We start from the raw sequence: 11,928 nt of genomic DNA, 5'->3' as shown, positions 1-11,928 counted from the left end.
GTTCCGGGCCGTATTTCAAACCACCTGCCAGTGGCCCCCTTTATTAGGGCCTACTCGCCGAAGCCTCTCTTTAAGCTGTAACGATTTAAGGTGACGCTCTATTGTTTTTGATGATATATCCAGCCGTACGGCCAGGCTGACTGCAGTCAGTGAAGGCGTCTGCTGGAAGTGAATCAGCGTTTCAACAGGCAACCAGGCCAGCTCATTACGCCACTGACTAAGGATCAACGTCTGCCATAACCGACCCATTCGGCCATTTCCGTCGGAGAAAGGATGGATAAATTCAAATTCGTAATGGAAAACAGAGCTGGCGATCAACGGATGCAGGTCGGTTATTTTCAGCCACGCCAGCAGGTCGCCAATCAGGCGCGGTAACTGTGAAGCAGGCGGTGCCAATGGATCAATTTTTTACCGCGATAGATCCCCACATCACCGGTTCTCAGCGCCCCGGGTACATCGACGAGCCCTGTCATCAGTATCCGATGTGCGTTCTGCAAATCCTTCAAAGACCACGCTTTCCAGGAAGTCATTTTCTCGTAAGCCTGAATAGCATTACGTACTTCCTGAATCTCTTTGGCAGGGGCCAGGACGCGTTTACCGTCCATAATCGCCGTCACCTGCTCCGTGGTTAATGAATTGTGCTCTATCGCCAGCGACGCCTGAATGGTTCGAATACGATTTTCTTTACGCAGCAACGGTGAAGTACGTCCGGACTGAGCCGCCCAGTGCCCCAGAAGCTCACCGATCTCAACCATCTTGTTGAGCATTATCGGCGTTATCGTAAAAGGAGGCTGATAGCGGCTCAATGCATCACTCCCCTTGCTGCTCCAGCGCATGCTTATAAAGCGCATTCTTCTTCACGCCGTGGATTTCGGCAGCGAGAGCCGCAGCTTTCTTCAGCGGGAGTTCCTTCTGCAACAGCGCCAGGGTACGCAGCGCTTCGGCAGGCAACGCATCGTCGCTTTGCACTTTGAAGCCTTCAATAATCAGCACCATTTCGCCTTTACGGCGGTTTTCGTCTTCCTTCACCCAGGTCAGCAGTTCACCCACCGGTGCGCCAGTAATGGTTTCCCAGGTTTTGGTCAGCTCGCGAGCCAGCACCACGTAACGGGATTCGCCGAGTACCGCCGTGATATCTTCCAGGCTTTCCAGCAGGCGGTGCGTGGATTCATAGAAAATCATCGTACGCGGCTCGTTTTCCAGCGCTCGCAGCGCATCGCGGCGGCCTTTGGATTTAGCGGGCAGAAAACCTTCGTAGCAGAATTTATCGGAAGGCAGCCCGGCAGCGCTCATGGCAGCAATGGCTGCACAAGGCCCAGGCAGCGGCACAACGCGGATCCCGGCTTCACGGCAGGTGCGTACAAGATGGTAGCCAGGATCGTTGATCAGCGGCGTGCCGGCATCAGAGACGAGGGCGATATTTTGCCCCTCTTTCAGCTTCGCCAGCAGCGTTTCTGCCTTTTGCTGTTCGTTATGATCGTGCAGCGCAAATAAGCGGGCGTTAATAGCAAAATGTTGCAGCAGCAAACCGGTATGACGGGTGTCTTCTGCGGCAATAAGATCAACAGCCTGCAACACGTCCAGCGCACGTTGGGTGATGTCGCCAAGATTACCAATTGGCGTGGGCACAATGTAGAGTTTGCCCTGAGAATTGTCCGCTGTTTCGCGTTGTTTCATTGTTTAGTCCGTATTGCCGATTTAATATTGAGCATTGAGCTAAAAAAATATCACTGGATACTTATGGTACCGTCAACATTTCTTCGTTCTAAAGCCGCGCGCTGCCTGCCTGTTATGCTGGCAGCGTTACTTTTCGCCGGCTGTGGCACTCAGCAAAGCGCCGATCAGAGCACCGCGCACCTTGAAGGCAGCGCACAGGCTGATTCCGGCTACTATCTGCAGCAGATGCAGCAAAGTTCAGATGATAGCAAGACCAACTGGCAATTACTCGCCATTCGTGCACTGCTGAAAGAGGGCAAGAGCCAGCAGGCGCTGGAGCTTTACGGCCAGCTGCCGCAGAATCTGAACAATACTCAGTCTCGTGAGCAGGCGCTGCTTGGCGCGGAGATTAAGCTCGCACAGAAAGATTTTGCCGGGGCGCAGGCGTTGCTGGCAAAAATCGATGTCGCCAGCCTGGAAAAAAATCAGCAGGCGCGCTACTGGCAGGACGTGATTGTCGCCCAGCAAGGCCAGCCGTCTCTGATTTTGCTGGGGGCGCTCATCGCGCAGGAGCAGTTGCTGACGTCTCCTCAGGATAAGCAGAAAAATATTGATGCCACCTGGCAGGCGCTCTCATCGATGACCAAAGATCAGGCCAATTCGCTGGTCATCAACGCCAATGATAACGTGCTGCAGGGCTGGCTCGACCTCCAGCGCGTCTGGTTTGATAACCGCAACGATCCGGACATGATGAAAGCTGGCATCCAGGACTGGAAAACCCGTTACCCGCATAACCCTGGCGCGAAAATGCTGCCGACGCAGCTGGTTAACGTCCAGAACTTCAAACCGGCTTCCACCGCAAAAATCGCCCTACTGTTGCCGCTGAACGGCCAGGCGGCGGTCTTCGGTCGCACCATTCAGCAAGGTTTTGAAGCAGCAAAAAATGGCAGCGCGGGTTCCGTAAGCGGTAATGCCGTGCCGGAACAAACGGCTCAGGCGGCTAATGTGCAGGACAACACCGTAGTCAGCCCTTCTCAGGCTGAAGTGACCGATTTGACCACCAGCCAGCCAGCCGTCGGTACTCAGGCAAATCCCGTTCAGGCCCCCACCTCTGCGGCGCCGGCTCCTCAGCAAACAACAGCACCTGAGCAACAGCCAGCAAACGCAACTCCTGCTGCACAGCCCGCAGCACCGATGAATACTTCGCCCACCGCGCAGCCTGCGGTGCAATCATCCGTAGAGCCAACCGCTCAGCCAGCCGTGGCAACGGCACCAGCCGCACCCTCCGCTGAGCTGAAAGTCTATGACACCACCACCGCACCTCTGGACCAGATTTTAAATCAGGCTCAACAGGATGGCGTTTCCCTCGTGGTCGGTCCGCTGCTGAAGCCCGACGTTGACTCGTTGGTGAAGAGCAATACCAGCCTGAACGTCCTGGCGCTGAACCAGCCGGAAAGCGTGCAGAATAAAGCGAACGTCTGCTATTTTGCGCTCTCGCCGGAAGATGAAGCCCGCGATGCCGCGCGCCATATCCACGATCAGGGCAAGCAGTCTCCGCTGATCCTGATCCCGCGCAGCGCCTTTGGCGATCGTGTCGCCACAGCGTTCGCTCAGGAGTGGCAGAAAAACGGCGGCGGCGTTGTCCTGCAGCAGAAATTTGGCTCGGCCAATGAACTGCGCGGCAACGTGAACGGCGGCGGCGGTATCGCCCTGACCGGTAGCCCGGTGAGCGCCAGCCTGCCTCAGCAGCAGAGCGTAACCATCGGCGGCCTGACGATCCCGGCCCCACCGAGCGACGCGCAAATCACCGGCGGTGGTAAAGTGGATGCGGTATATATCGTGGCCACACCGGAAGAAATTGCCTACATCAAGCCGATGATTGCGATGCGCAACGGCAGCCAGAGCGGCGCAACGCTTTATGCCAGCTCCCGCAGCGCACAGGGCACCGCTGGCCCGGATTTCCGTCTGGAGATGGATGGCCTGCAGTTCAGCGAAATTCCGATGCTGGCAGGCAGCAACCCGGCGCTGATGCAGCAGGCGCTGAGCGCCGTACGTAACGACTACTCGCTGGCCCGCCTGTACGCCATGGGCGTAGACGCCTGGACGTTAGCGAACCACTTCTCGCAGATGCGCCAGGTGCCGGGTTTCGAAGTCAACGGTAACACCGGCGATCTGACCGCCGATCAGGATTGTGTGATCAACAGGAAGTTGTCATGGCTCAAATACCAGCAGGGACAGATGGTGCCGGCAAACTAAGCCGTAAACAGACCGGCGAGGCGTGGGAACAGCAGGCGCGTCGCTATCTGGAAAGCAAAGGACTGCGCTTTATCGCCGCCAACGTGCATGCGCGCGGCGGCGAGATCGATCTGATAATGAAAGACGGAGCAGTAACAGTATTTGTGGAAGTCCGTTATCGCACTTCCGCCCGCTTTGGCGGCGCGGCCGCCAGCGTGACGCGCAGCAAACAATCAAAATTATTACAGACCGCTCGCTTGTGGCTTGCCCGCCACAATGGGAGTTTTGAAACTACGGATTGTCGTTTCGATGTGGTAGCCTTCACCGGCAGTCAGATCGAATGGTTGAAAAACGCCTTTGGCGAATAGCGTCAATTAAGAATGTAAGGGATATCGTGCTCGACAGAATTAAAGCCTGCTTTACCGAAAGCATTCAGACCCAAATCGCCGCCGCAGAAGCGCTTCCGGACGCTATTTCCCGGGCCGCGATGACGCTGGTACAGTCCCTGCTTAACGGCAACAAAATCCTCTGTTGTGGCAATGGCACCTCCGCCGCCAACGCACAGCATTTTGCTGCCTGTATGATCAACCGTTTTGAGACAGAGCGCCCTGGTTTACCTGCGATTGCACTTAATACCGATAATGTGGTCTTAACGGCGATTGCAAACGACCGTCTGCACGACGAAGTGTATGCCAAACAGGTTCGTGCGCTCGGCCACGCGGGGGACGTGCTGCTGGCAATTTCCACCAAAGGCAACAGCCGCGACATCGTGAAAGCCGTGGAGGCTGCCGTGACGCGCGACATGACCATTGTGGCGCTCACCGGCTATGACGGCGGTGAGCTCGCCGGGCTGCTCGGCCCTCAGGATGTGGAAATCCGCATTCCCTCGCACCGTGGAGCACGCATTCAGGAGATGCACATGCTGACGGTAAACTGTTTATGCGATCTGATTGATAACACCCTCTTCCCACACCAGGACGATTAAGGAGTACTCATGAAGGCATTTTCGCCCCTCGCGGTTATTATTTCCGCGCTGCTGCTTCAGGGATGCGTTGCGGCAGCGGTAGTTGGTACAGCTGCGGTCGGCACTAAAGCAGCCACCGATCCCCGCACCGTGGGAACCCAGGTCGATGACAGCACGCTCGAACTGCGCGTGAACAGCGCCCTGAACAAAGATGAACAGCTGAAGAAAGAAGCACGCGTGAACGTGATGGCATGGCAGGGCAAAGTCCTGCTGACCGGCCAGTCACCGACAACCGATCTGGCCGCTCAGGCTAAGCAGATCGCCATGGGCGTCGAAGGCACGACCGAAGTATTTAACGAAATTCGTCAGGGCCAGCCGATTGGTCTGGGCACCGCCTCTTCGGATACCTGGATCACCACCAAAGTTCGCTCCCAGCTGTTGGGCAGCGATCAGGTGAAATCCTCGGCGGTAAAAGTCACTACGGAAAACGCAGAAGTGTTCCTGATGGGTAGCCTGACCGAACGCGAAGGCAAAGCCGCGGCGGATATTGCCAGCCGCGTTAGCGGAGTGAAGCACGTCACCACCGCCTTTACCATTATCCAGTAAACCCTTGCCGGGCTTGAGACTTTAGTTGCCTGATGGCGCTACGCTTATCAGGCCTGGAGGATTCGAATTAAAGGGAATCACAGGCCGGATAAGGCGTTTACGCCGCCATCCGGCAGAAACACAAAGCGGTTTGTCTCCATCTGAAGCCCGGCAAATGTTTACTACAGCAGCGCAATCCCGCCCGTCACAATCCCCGCCAGCGCCACCAGCCCGGCAGAGAGCCACAGCGCTTTAGCCGGAAACGCTTTACGCAGCATGATGAGCGACGGCAGGCTTAGCGCAGGCAGCGTAATCAGTAACGCAAGCCCGGGCGCCACGCCCATTCCGGCAAGCATCATAGTCTGAACAACAGGGATTTCCGCTGCGGTGGGGATCACAAACAGGCAACCAGCGACCGCCATCGCAATCACCCAGAACAGCGTATTGCCCACTGCGCCATCGGCATGCGGGAACAGCCAGACGCGCGCGGCCCCGAGGATCAGCACCGCCACGATATAAACCGGGATCGTATTCCAGAACAGCACCCACAGCGCTTTTCCCCAGCGAACCAGAAACGGCGTGGTCTCAGCCTCTGACAAAACGTCAGGCACTACGGGCTGCACGGCGGCGGGCTCTTTTACCCATTTCTGCACCAGCGTGGCGACAATCAGCACCGTCGCGAATCCTGCGACTAACCGGATCAGGGTAAACTGCCAGCCAAGTACAAACCCCATAAAAATCAGCGTGGCCGGGTTCAGCAGCGGATTGCCAAGCCAGAACGCCAGCGCCCCGCCCATCGAAACCTGCTGGCGGCGCATTCCGGCCGCAACCGGCGCAGCACAGCAGGTACACATCATGCCCGGCAGGGAAAACAGCGTGCCAAACAGCGTGCCGCGAAACCGTGGTTGTCCAAGTGTGCGCATCAACCAGTCGCGTGGGATCAATACCTGTATCAGCGAACCCAGCAATACGCCCAGCACAGCGGCTTTCCATACGGCAAGAAAATAAACCATCGCGTAATCCAGTGCCGCCCGCAGCGGATTCTCAGCCGCCTGAGCCAGGATGGATTTTCCGATGCTGTGGGTGTCTGCGGCGGTGAAAGCTTTACCGTAATAGGGCTGCCATTTCACATACCAAAGGCCGACGATAACAACGAGGAAAAACAGGGCAGGCTTCCACCACGCCAGTGGAGATGCCGCCTGAGAGGAAGACTGACCAGCCATACCGTACTCCGGAAAGGAAAGTGATAGTGGAGCCGAATCTTACGCCTGGCGTGCCGCTATTTCACGTAATTTTGCTGAGGTTAACACGGTGACGCCGGGTCTGGCGGGTTCCAGCGCCTCGGTCAGCAGCGCCCGTGCCACATCGCGCGCTTCAATGGATTTCCAGTTTCCGGGCAGAAGTGAGAACACCGGAGCCAAAAGGGATTCGTTCAGGCGTCGTCGATCGCGATCGCCAAGCAACATAGACGGGCGAGCAATCGTCAGCTGCGGCCAGTTCTGGGCGATCAGCGCCTCTTCCATTTCGCCTTTCACACGATTATATAAAAATGGTGAGTGAGCATTCGCTCCTATCGCACTGACCACCAGCATGTGTTTGGCTCCAAGGCGCTGCCCGGTTAGCGCAGTGTCCACCACCAGCGTGTAATCGGCGTGCACGAAAGCCTCTTTGCTCCCCGCTTCACGACGCGTGGTGCCCAGACAGCAAAAAACAATATCAACCGGGGCCGTCACCTGCGCCAGCGCATCGGTGAGCTGGGGATCCCAGGGATTGAGAACATCGACCGGCTTATCCGGGAGAGGACGCCGGGTCGCGGCGGTAATCCGGGTGATGCGCGGTTCCTGAACCATCATTCGCAGTAAGTGCCCACCAACCAGCCCCGTGGCACCAGTAATCAGTACATGACTCATCATTCCTCCTTTGCAGATTATTCCGTGTTGAGAATTCAACGACAGCACCCAGACTTAATACTCTGAGTCATTATTGACCATTCTGGAGAATCTATATCTCTGAAATCAGAACAACGGAGGAATGATGAGCAAGAAAATCGCAGTCCTGATCACCGATGAGTTTGAAGATTCAGAGTTTACCTCGCCCGCCACCGAGTTCAAAAAAGCAGGTCATGAAGTTATCACTATTGAAAAGCAGGCGGGTAAACAGGTTAAAGGCAAAAAGGGCGATGCCGTGGTGGTTATCGATAAAGCCATTGATGATGTACGCCCGGCAGACTTTGATGCGCTGCTGTTGCCCGGCGGCTATTCGCCGGACCAGCTTCGCGGCGATGAGCGTTTTGTCACTTTCACGCGCGACTTTGTGAACAGCGGTAAGCCCGTCTTTGCCATTTGCCATGGCCCACAGCTGCTGATCAGCGCCGATGTGATTCGGGGCAGGAAACTGACTGCCGTGAAGCCGATTGTGGTGGATGTGAAAAACGCCGGGGGGGATTTTTACGATCGCGAAGTGGTGGTCGACAACAATCAGCTGGTGACCAGCCGCACGCCGGACGATTTACCGGCGTTTAACCGCGAGGCGCTGGTGCTACTCGGCAGATAACTGACGTTGCCAGTGGAATTTTTTTCCAAAGCCCAGCGTGTTGTCGGTGAATTTCAGTTCATCAATACGAATTTCCCAGACCGGCGCGGGCATCATTCTGGCAACAGGAAAACGGCGAAGGTAGCGCTGGCGAGCAGCGGTGCTCTCTTCGCCTTCCAGCAGACGAATCTCTCCGCAAAACTGCACTCCACGAATTAGCGCTACGTTTTTAGGCTGCCCGTTAACGGTGCCGGCAACGGTCGCACGTCTGCCGCTCATTTGCGCATGGCGGGTAGACTCTTCGCTGAGCAGCCAGAACACCACTTTTTCACGATCGTAGAGATAAAACGCGCTGGCAGCCCACAGATTGCCATCCTTTGCCACGCTCCAACTGACAACGTGCTGTTTTTCCAGCCATCGGCTGGCGATTGCCAGTGACTCCATTTTTGCTCTCCCCCGTGCTATGGTGCGCTCACCTTAACACAGGAGCCGAAACGTGTGCTGGTTTGTCTATTTGGTTCGAAGCGCGGATAACCGCCTGTATACGGGCATCACCACCGACGTGGAACGCCGCCTTTCAGAGCATCAGTCAGGAAAAGGCGCGAAGGCGCTGCGAGGAAAAGGTGAGCTTACGCTGGCCTTTGCCAAAGAAGTGGGCGATCGCTCACTGGCCTTACGGGTGGAATATCAGATAAAGCAGTTGACGAAGCGCCAGAAAGAGCGCCTCGTCCTCGGGGATGAATCGTTTGAGACGCTGCTGTCGGGTCTCAGAAGCGATTGAAGTGGTCGCAGTATTCGACCAGGCCATGCACGCCGTTAAGGGCATCGTCGGCCAGAGGACGAACCTGGAACGCCGCTTCGGTGCCCGGCCAGCGGCAGCGTAAATCAAAGCGTGCAGCCGGTTCGAAACCGAGCTTGCCGTACAGCGCCGGGTCGCCAAGAGTGACAACGGCGGCGTAGCCAAACTCGTTGAGCGAATCGAGCCCTTCGAACACCAGCTGACGACCAATGCCCTGCCCCTGGTACTCCTTCGCCACAGCCAGCGGCGCCAGGCCAACCCACTGAAGCTCTTCGCCCTCAACGCTGACCGGGCTGAAGGCCACGTAGCCAACCACTTGCCCCTCGTCATCCGTCGCGACCAGGCCCAGCGTAATCAGGCCATCTTCCCGTAGGGAATGCACCAGATCCGCTTCGCCGTCGCCCGCAAATTCACGGCGCAGCAGCGCGTCAATACCTGGCGCGTCGATTCCAATTTCCACTCGAATCAGCATGGCTCACCTACCGATGTGTTTCTGGTTTGTGGCGGATTCTGCAATCCGGCCTCAACAAAGTCCGCCAGCTGCATCAGCATGATACGCAGTGCTTTTGGCATCTGCTCAAGCTCAATGGCGTCCATCAGGTTTTTGACATACAGCCCAAGCTCCGTGTCGCCTTCAATCACCAGGCGGCGCTGGAAGAAGAGCGTATCCGGATCCTGCTTACGGGCCGCAATCATCAGCAGATCGCTGGCGTCTGCGCTGAAGCTCACGTCGGCATCAGCGCTATGGCTGACGACCAGGCGGTCATTCTCAACGGAGGTGAACCAGCGCAGGCCGATGTCGCGCACCTCAATGCTTAACCAGCGGCCTTCCAGAAAATCCAGTTCGCCATCCGCCAGTGCCTGGCGGAACTGCCAGCTTAGCACCTGTTCCAGGACCTGACGTTTTAGCGCGAACGGTGTGACTTTTACCGGAACGCTCATCAGAGTCGGGCCCATTTGTACCAGGCGTGAACGCAGTTTATCCAACACGAGCTTTACTCCCTCAATGCAATAGTCCGTTTATTTTGCCATATCCGCCAGACAACATAGCGGCGTATATCAACAATTCTGTCAGTAGCCATTACGTACGAATGACACCCTGAATGCGCTTTTAACTGCCTCAAATCAAAAATTGTCGACGAGAGGTTAACTAAAATCCTCGTTCGTTAACAATCGCGGCCCTTGGGTCGCTGCTTTCAGGAAACATTATGGAGCTGCTCTGTCCTGCCGGAAACCTCCCGGCGCTTAAGGCGGCCATCGAAAACGGTGCCGATGCGGTGTATATCGGACTGAAAGATGATACCAACGCCCGCCATTTTGCCGGTCTGAACTTTACCGAAAAAAAACTGCAGGAAGCGGTCAATTTTGTTCACCAGCATCGCCGCAAGCTGCATATTGCCATTAATACGTTCGCTCACCCGGACGGCTACGCCCGCTGGCAGCGCGCGGTGGATATGGCCGCTCAGCTCGGCGCCGATGCGCTGATTCTTGCCGACATCGCGATGCTTGAATATGCCGCCGAGCGCTACCCACACATCGAGCGTCACGTTTCCGTTCAGGCTTCGGCCACCAATGAAGAGGCCGTTCGCTTCTATCATCGTCACTTTGACGTGGCTCGCGTTGTGCTGCCGCGCGTACTTTCTATTCATCAGGTTAAGCAACTCGCGCGCACCACGCCAGTTCCGCTGGAAGTTTTTGCTTTCGGCAGCCTGTGCATTATGGCTGAAGGCCGCTGCTATCTCTCCTCTTATTTAACGGGGGAGTCGCCGAATACCGTGGGGGCATGTTCCCCGGCGAAGTATGTTCGCTGGCAGCAAACGCCTCAGGGCCTGGAGTCACGCCTGAACGACGTGCTGATTGACCGCTATCAGGACGGCGAGAACGCAGGCTATCCAACCCTGTGTAAAGGCCGCTATCTGGTGGACGGCGAGCGCTATCACGCACTGGAAGAACCGACCAGCCTCAACACGCTGGAGCTGCTGCCGGAACTGCTTGCTGCCAACATCGCCTCGGTGAAAATCGAAGGCCGCCAGCGTAGCCCGGCGTACGTCAGCCAGGTGACGAAAGTGTGGCGTCAGGCCATCGACCGCTGCATGGCCAATCCGCAAAACTTCGTGCCGCAGCCCGCCTGGATGGAGGCGCTCGGCGCCATGTCCGAAGGCACCCAGACCACGCTTGGAGCCTACCACCGCAAGTGGCAGTAAGGAATACGATGAAATATTCATTGGGACCAGTCCTTTACTACTGGTCAAAAGAGACGCTGGAGGATTTCTACCAGCAGGCGGCTCAGAGCAGCGCCGACACGATTTACCTCGGTGAAGCGGTGTGCAGCAAGCGCCGCTCCACCAAAGTGGGCGACTGGCTGGAGATGGCAAAGTCGCTTGCGGGCAGCGGCAAACAGGTCGTCATTTCAACGCTGGCGCTGGTGCAGGCATCGTCTGAACTTAACGAGCTGAAGCGCTACGTCGACAACGGTGATTTCCTGCTGGAAGCCAGCGATCTTGGGGTAGTGAACCTGTGCGCCGATCGCAAGCTGCCCTTCGTCGCCGGTCATGCGCTGAACTGCTACAACGCGGTCACGCTCCGCCTGCTGCAAAAGCAGGGCATGATGCGCTGGTGCATGCCGGTGGAGCTTTCCCGCGACTGGCTGGTGAATTTACTCCAGCAGTGCGAAGCGCTGGGGATCCGCGATAAGTTTGAGGTCGAAGTACTGAGCTATGGCCATCTGCCGCTCGCGTATTCTGCCCGCTGTTTCACCGCGCGTTCGGAAGATAAACCGAAGGACGAGTGTGAAACCTGCTGCATCAAGTACCCGAACGGGCGCGATATGCTGTCGCAGGAAAACCAGCAGGTGTTTGTGCTGAACGGCATTCAGACCATGAGCGGCTACGTCTATAACCTTGGCAACGAGCTCAAATCGATGCAGGGACTGGTGGATATGGTGCGCCTGTCACCGCTCGGGATGGAGACGTTCGCCATGATCGACGCCTTCCGCGCTAATGAAAACGGCGCAGCCCCGCTCGCCCTGGAAGCGCACAGCGACTGTAACGGCTACTGGAAGCGTCTGGCTGGGCTGGAATTACAGGCCTGATAAGCGCAGCTCCATCAGGCATTTTCTGCCCGTTAGCCATTTTATAAAGCTCACTTTGTTAACTAC

Annotated in this window: 14 protein-coding genes and 1 pseudogene; 8 read left to right on the top strand and 7 right to left on the bottom strand. The window is 56.8% G+C overall.

The features are described 5' to 3' along the window. Positions 1–15: 15 nt before the first annotated feature. Together RTU33_RS03980 and rsmI are read right to left on the bottom strand one after the other, a co-directional pair. Positions 16–806, bottom strand: a pseudogene (locus RTU33_RS03980) (Fic family protein). A gap of 4 nt (positions 807–810) precedes the next feature. Beyond that, the gene (rsmI, locus tag RTU33_RS03975) at positions 811–1,677 is read right to left on the bottom strand and encodes a 16S rRNA (cytidine(1402)-2'-O)-methyltransferase (RefSeq protein WP_312625465.1); all 867 of its coding nucleotides are present in this window, start codon (positions 1,675–1,677) and stop codon (positions 811–813) included. A 63-nt stretch (positions 1,678–1,740) separates the two neighbouring features. Here rsmI and RTU33_RS03970 point away from each other — a divergent pair, with 63 nt between their 5' ends. The 4 genes from RTU33_RS03970 to dolP are packed head-to-tail and all read left to right on the top strand — an operon-like array spanning position 1,741 to position 5,461. Next, positions 1,741–3,912, top strand: a complete 2,172-nt coding sequence (locus RTU33_RS03970) for a penicillin-binding protein activator (RefSeq protein ID WP_312625463.1) — start codon at positions 1,741–1,743, stop codon at positions 3,910–3,912. Continuing rightward, entirely contained in the window at positions 3,870–4,259 is a 390-nt protein-coding gene (locus tag RTU33_RS03965; RefSeq protein WP_312625461.1) for a YraN family protein, read from the top strand. Before RTU33_RS03970 ends, RTU33_RS03965 begins: the two co-directional genes overlap by 43 nt. A 26-nt stretch (positions 4,260–4,285) precedes the next feature. After that, the gene (gene diaA / locus RTU33_RS03960) at positions 4,286–4,876 is read left to right on the top strand and encodes a DnaA initiator-associating protein DiaA (protein ID WP_312625459.1); all 591 of its coding nucleotides are present in this window, start codon (positions 4,286–4,288) and stop codon (positions 4,874–4,876) included. 9 nt (positions 4,877–4,885) lie between these two features. Continuing rightward, positions 4,886–5,461, top strand: a complete 576-nt coding sequence (gene dolP / locus RTU33_RS03955) for a division/outer membrane stress-associated lipid-binding lipoprotein (RefSeq protein WP_312625457.1) — start codon at positions 4,886–4,888, stop codon at positions 5,459–5,461. Positions 5,462–5,622: 161 nt separating this feature from the next. Here dolP and RTU33_RS03950 read toward each other — a convergent pair whose 3' ends face one another. Continuing rightward, positions 5,623–6,663, bottom strand: coding sequence for a permease (locus RTU33_RS03950; RefSeq protein ID WP_312625455.1), 1,041 nt, complete (start codon positions 6,661–6,663; stop codon positions 5,623–5,625). A gap of 39 nt (positions 6,664–6,702) precedes the next feature. Continuing rightward, entirely contained in the window at positions 6,703–7,350 is a 648-nt protein-coding gene (locus RTU33_RS03945; RefSeq protein WP_312625693.1) for an NAD(P)H-binding protein, read from the bottom strand. A gap of 124 nt (positions 7,351–7,474) precedes the next feature. Here RTU33_RS03945 and RTU33_RS03940 point away from each other — a divergent pair, with 124 nt between their 5' ends. Continuing rightward, positions 7,475–7,993, top strand: coding sequence for a type 1 glutamine amidotransferase domain-containing protein (locus RTU33_RS03940; protein WP_312625691.1), 519 nt, complete (start codon positions 7,475–7,477; stop codon positions 7,991–7,993). On the opposite strand, the gene RTU33_RS03935 is transcribed toward RTU33_RS03940, so the two are convergent. Further along, the gene (locus tag RTU33_RS03935) at positions 7,979–8,416 is read right to left on the bottom strand and encodes a YhbP family protein (protein ID WP_312625452.1); all 438 of its coding nucleotides are present in this window, start codon (positions 8,414–8,416) and stop codon (positions 7,979–7,981) included. The genes RTU33_RS03940 and RTU33_RS03935 overlap by 15 nt on opposite strands. A 52-nt stretch (positions 8,417–8,468) precedes the next feature. Here RTU33_RS03935 and RTU33_RS03930 point away from each other — a divergent pair, with 52 nt between their 5' ends. Continuing rightward, positions 8,469–8,753, top strand: a complete 285-nt coding sequence (locus RTU33_RS03930) for a GIY-YIG nuclease family protein (RefSeq protein ID WP_312625450.1) — start codon at positions 8,469–8,471, stop codon at positions 8,751–8,753. Here the strand turns inward: RTU33_RS03930 and RTU33_RS03925 are convergent. Together RTU33_RS03925 and RTU33_RS03920 are read right to left on the bottom strand one after the other, a co-directional pair. After that, the gene (locus RTU33_RS03925; RefSeq protein WP_312625448.1) at positions 8,740–9,243 is read right to left on the bottom strand and encodes an N-acetyltransferase; all 504 of its coding nucleotides are present in this window, start codon (positions 9,241–9,243) and stop codon (positions 8,740–8,742) included. The two genes, RTU33_RS03930 and RTU33_RS03925, sit on opposite strands and share 14 nt — an antisense overlap. After that, on the bottom strand, positions 9,237–9,761 hold the full coding sequence (locus tag RTU33_RS03920) for an SCP2 domain-containing protein (RefSeq protein WP_312625446.1): 525 nt from the start codon (positions 9,759–9,761) through the stop codon (positions 9,237–9,239). Before RTU33_RS03920 ends, RTU33_RS03925 begins: the two co-directional genes overlap by 7 nt. 218 nt (positions 9,762–9,979) lie before the next feature. Between RTU33_RS03920 and RTU33_RS03915 the strand changes: the two genes are divergently transcribed. Together RTU33_RS03915 and RTU33_RS03910 are read left to right on the top strand one after the other, a co-directional pair. Beyond that, positions 9,980–10,975 carry a peptidase U32 family protein gene (locus tag RTU33_RS03915; protein WP_312625444.1) on the top strand — a complete coding sequence of 332 codons (996 nt, stop codon included), beginning with the start codon at positions 9,980–9,982 and terminating at the stop codon, positions 10,973–10,975. 8 nt (positions 10,976–10,983) lie between these two features. Then, positions 10,984–11,862 carry a U32 family peptidase gene (locus RTU33_RS03910; protein WP_312625442.1) on the top strand — a complete coding sequence of 293 codons (879 nt, stop codon included), beginning with the start codon at positions 10,984–10,986 and terminating at the stop codon, positions 11,860–11,862. The last annotated feature ends 66 nt before the right edge of the window (positions 11,863–11,928 follow it).

The sequence above is a fragment of the Scandinavium sp. genome (assembly GCF_032012665.1).
Classification (GTDB): domain Bacteria; phylum Pseudomonadota; class Gammaproteobacteria; order Enterobacterales; family Enterobacteriaceae; genus Scandinavium.
The sequence above is the reverse complement of the archived record's forward strand: the minus strand, read 5'-3'. Positions and strand labels throughout refer to the sequence as shown.

Coding starts and splice junctions, on each gene's coding strand:
- rsmI (WP_312625465.1), bottom strand. CDS start 1,677: ATGAAACAACGCGAAACAGCGGACAATTCTCAGGGCAAACTCTACATT.
- RTU33_RS03970 (WP_312625463.1), top strand. CDS start 1,741: ATGGTACCGTCAACATTTCTTCGTTCTAAAGCCGCGCGCTGCCTGCCT.
- RTU33_RS03965 (WP_312625461.1), top strand. CDS start 3,870: ATGGCTCAAATACCAGCAGGGACAGATGGTGCCGGCAAACTAAGCCGT.
- dolP (WP_312625457.1), top strand. CDS start 4,886: ATGAAGGCATTTTCGCCCCTCGCGGTTATTATTTCCGCGCTGCTGCTT.
- RTU33_RS03950 (WP_312625455.1), bottom strand. CDS start 6,663: ATGGCTGGTCAGTCTTCCTCTCAGGCGGCATCTCCACTGGCGTGGTGG.
- RTU33_RS03945 (WP_312625693.1), bottom strand. CDS start 7,350: ATGAGTCATGTACTGATTACTGGTGCCACGGGGCTGGTTGGTGGGCAC.
- RTU33_RS03940 (WP_312625691.1), top strand. CDS start 7,475: ATGAGCAAGAAAATCGCAGTCCTGATCACCGATGAGTTTGAAGATTCA.
- RTU33_RS03935 (WP_312625452.1), bottom strand. CDS start 8,416: ATGGAGTCACTGGCAATCGCCAGCCGATGGCTGGAAAAACAGCACGTT.
- RTU33_RS03925 (WP_312625448.1), bottom strand. CDS start 9,243: ATGCTGATTCGAGTGGAAATTGGAATCGACGCGCCAGGTATTGACGCG.
- RTU33_RS03915 (WP_312625444.1), top strand. CDS start 9,980: ATGGAGCTGCTCTGTCCTGCCGGAAACCTCCCGGCGCTTAAGGCGGCC.
- RTU33_RS03910 (WP_312625442.1), top strand. CDS start 10,984: ATGAAATATTCATTGGGACCAGTCCTTTACTACTGGTCAAAAGAGACG.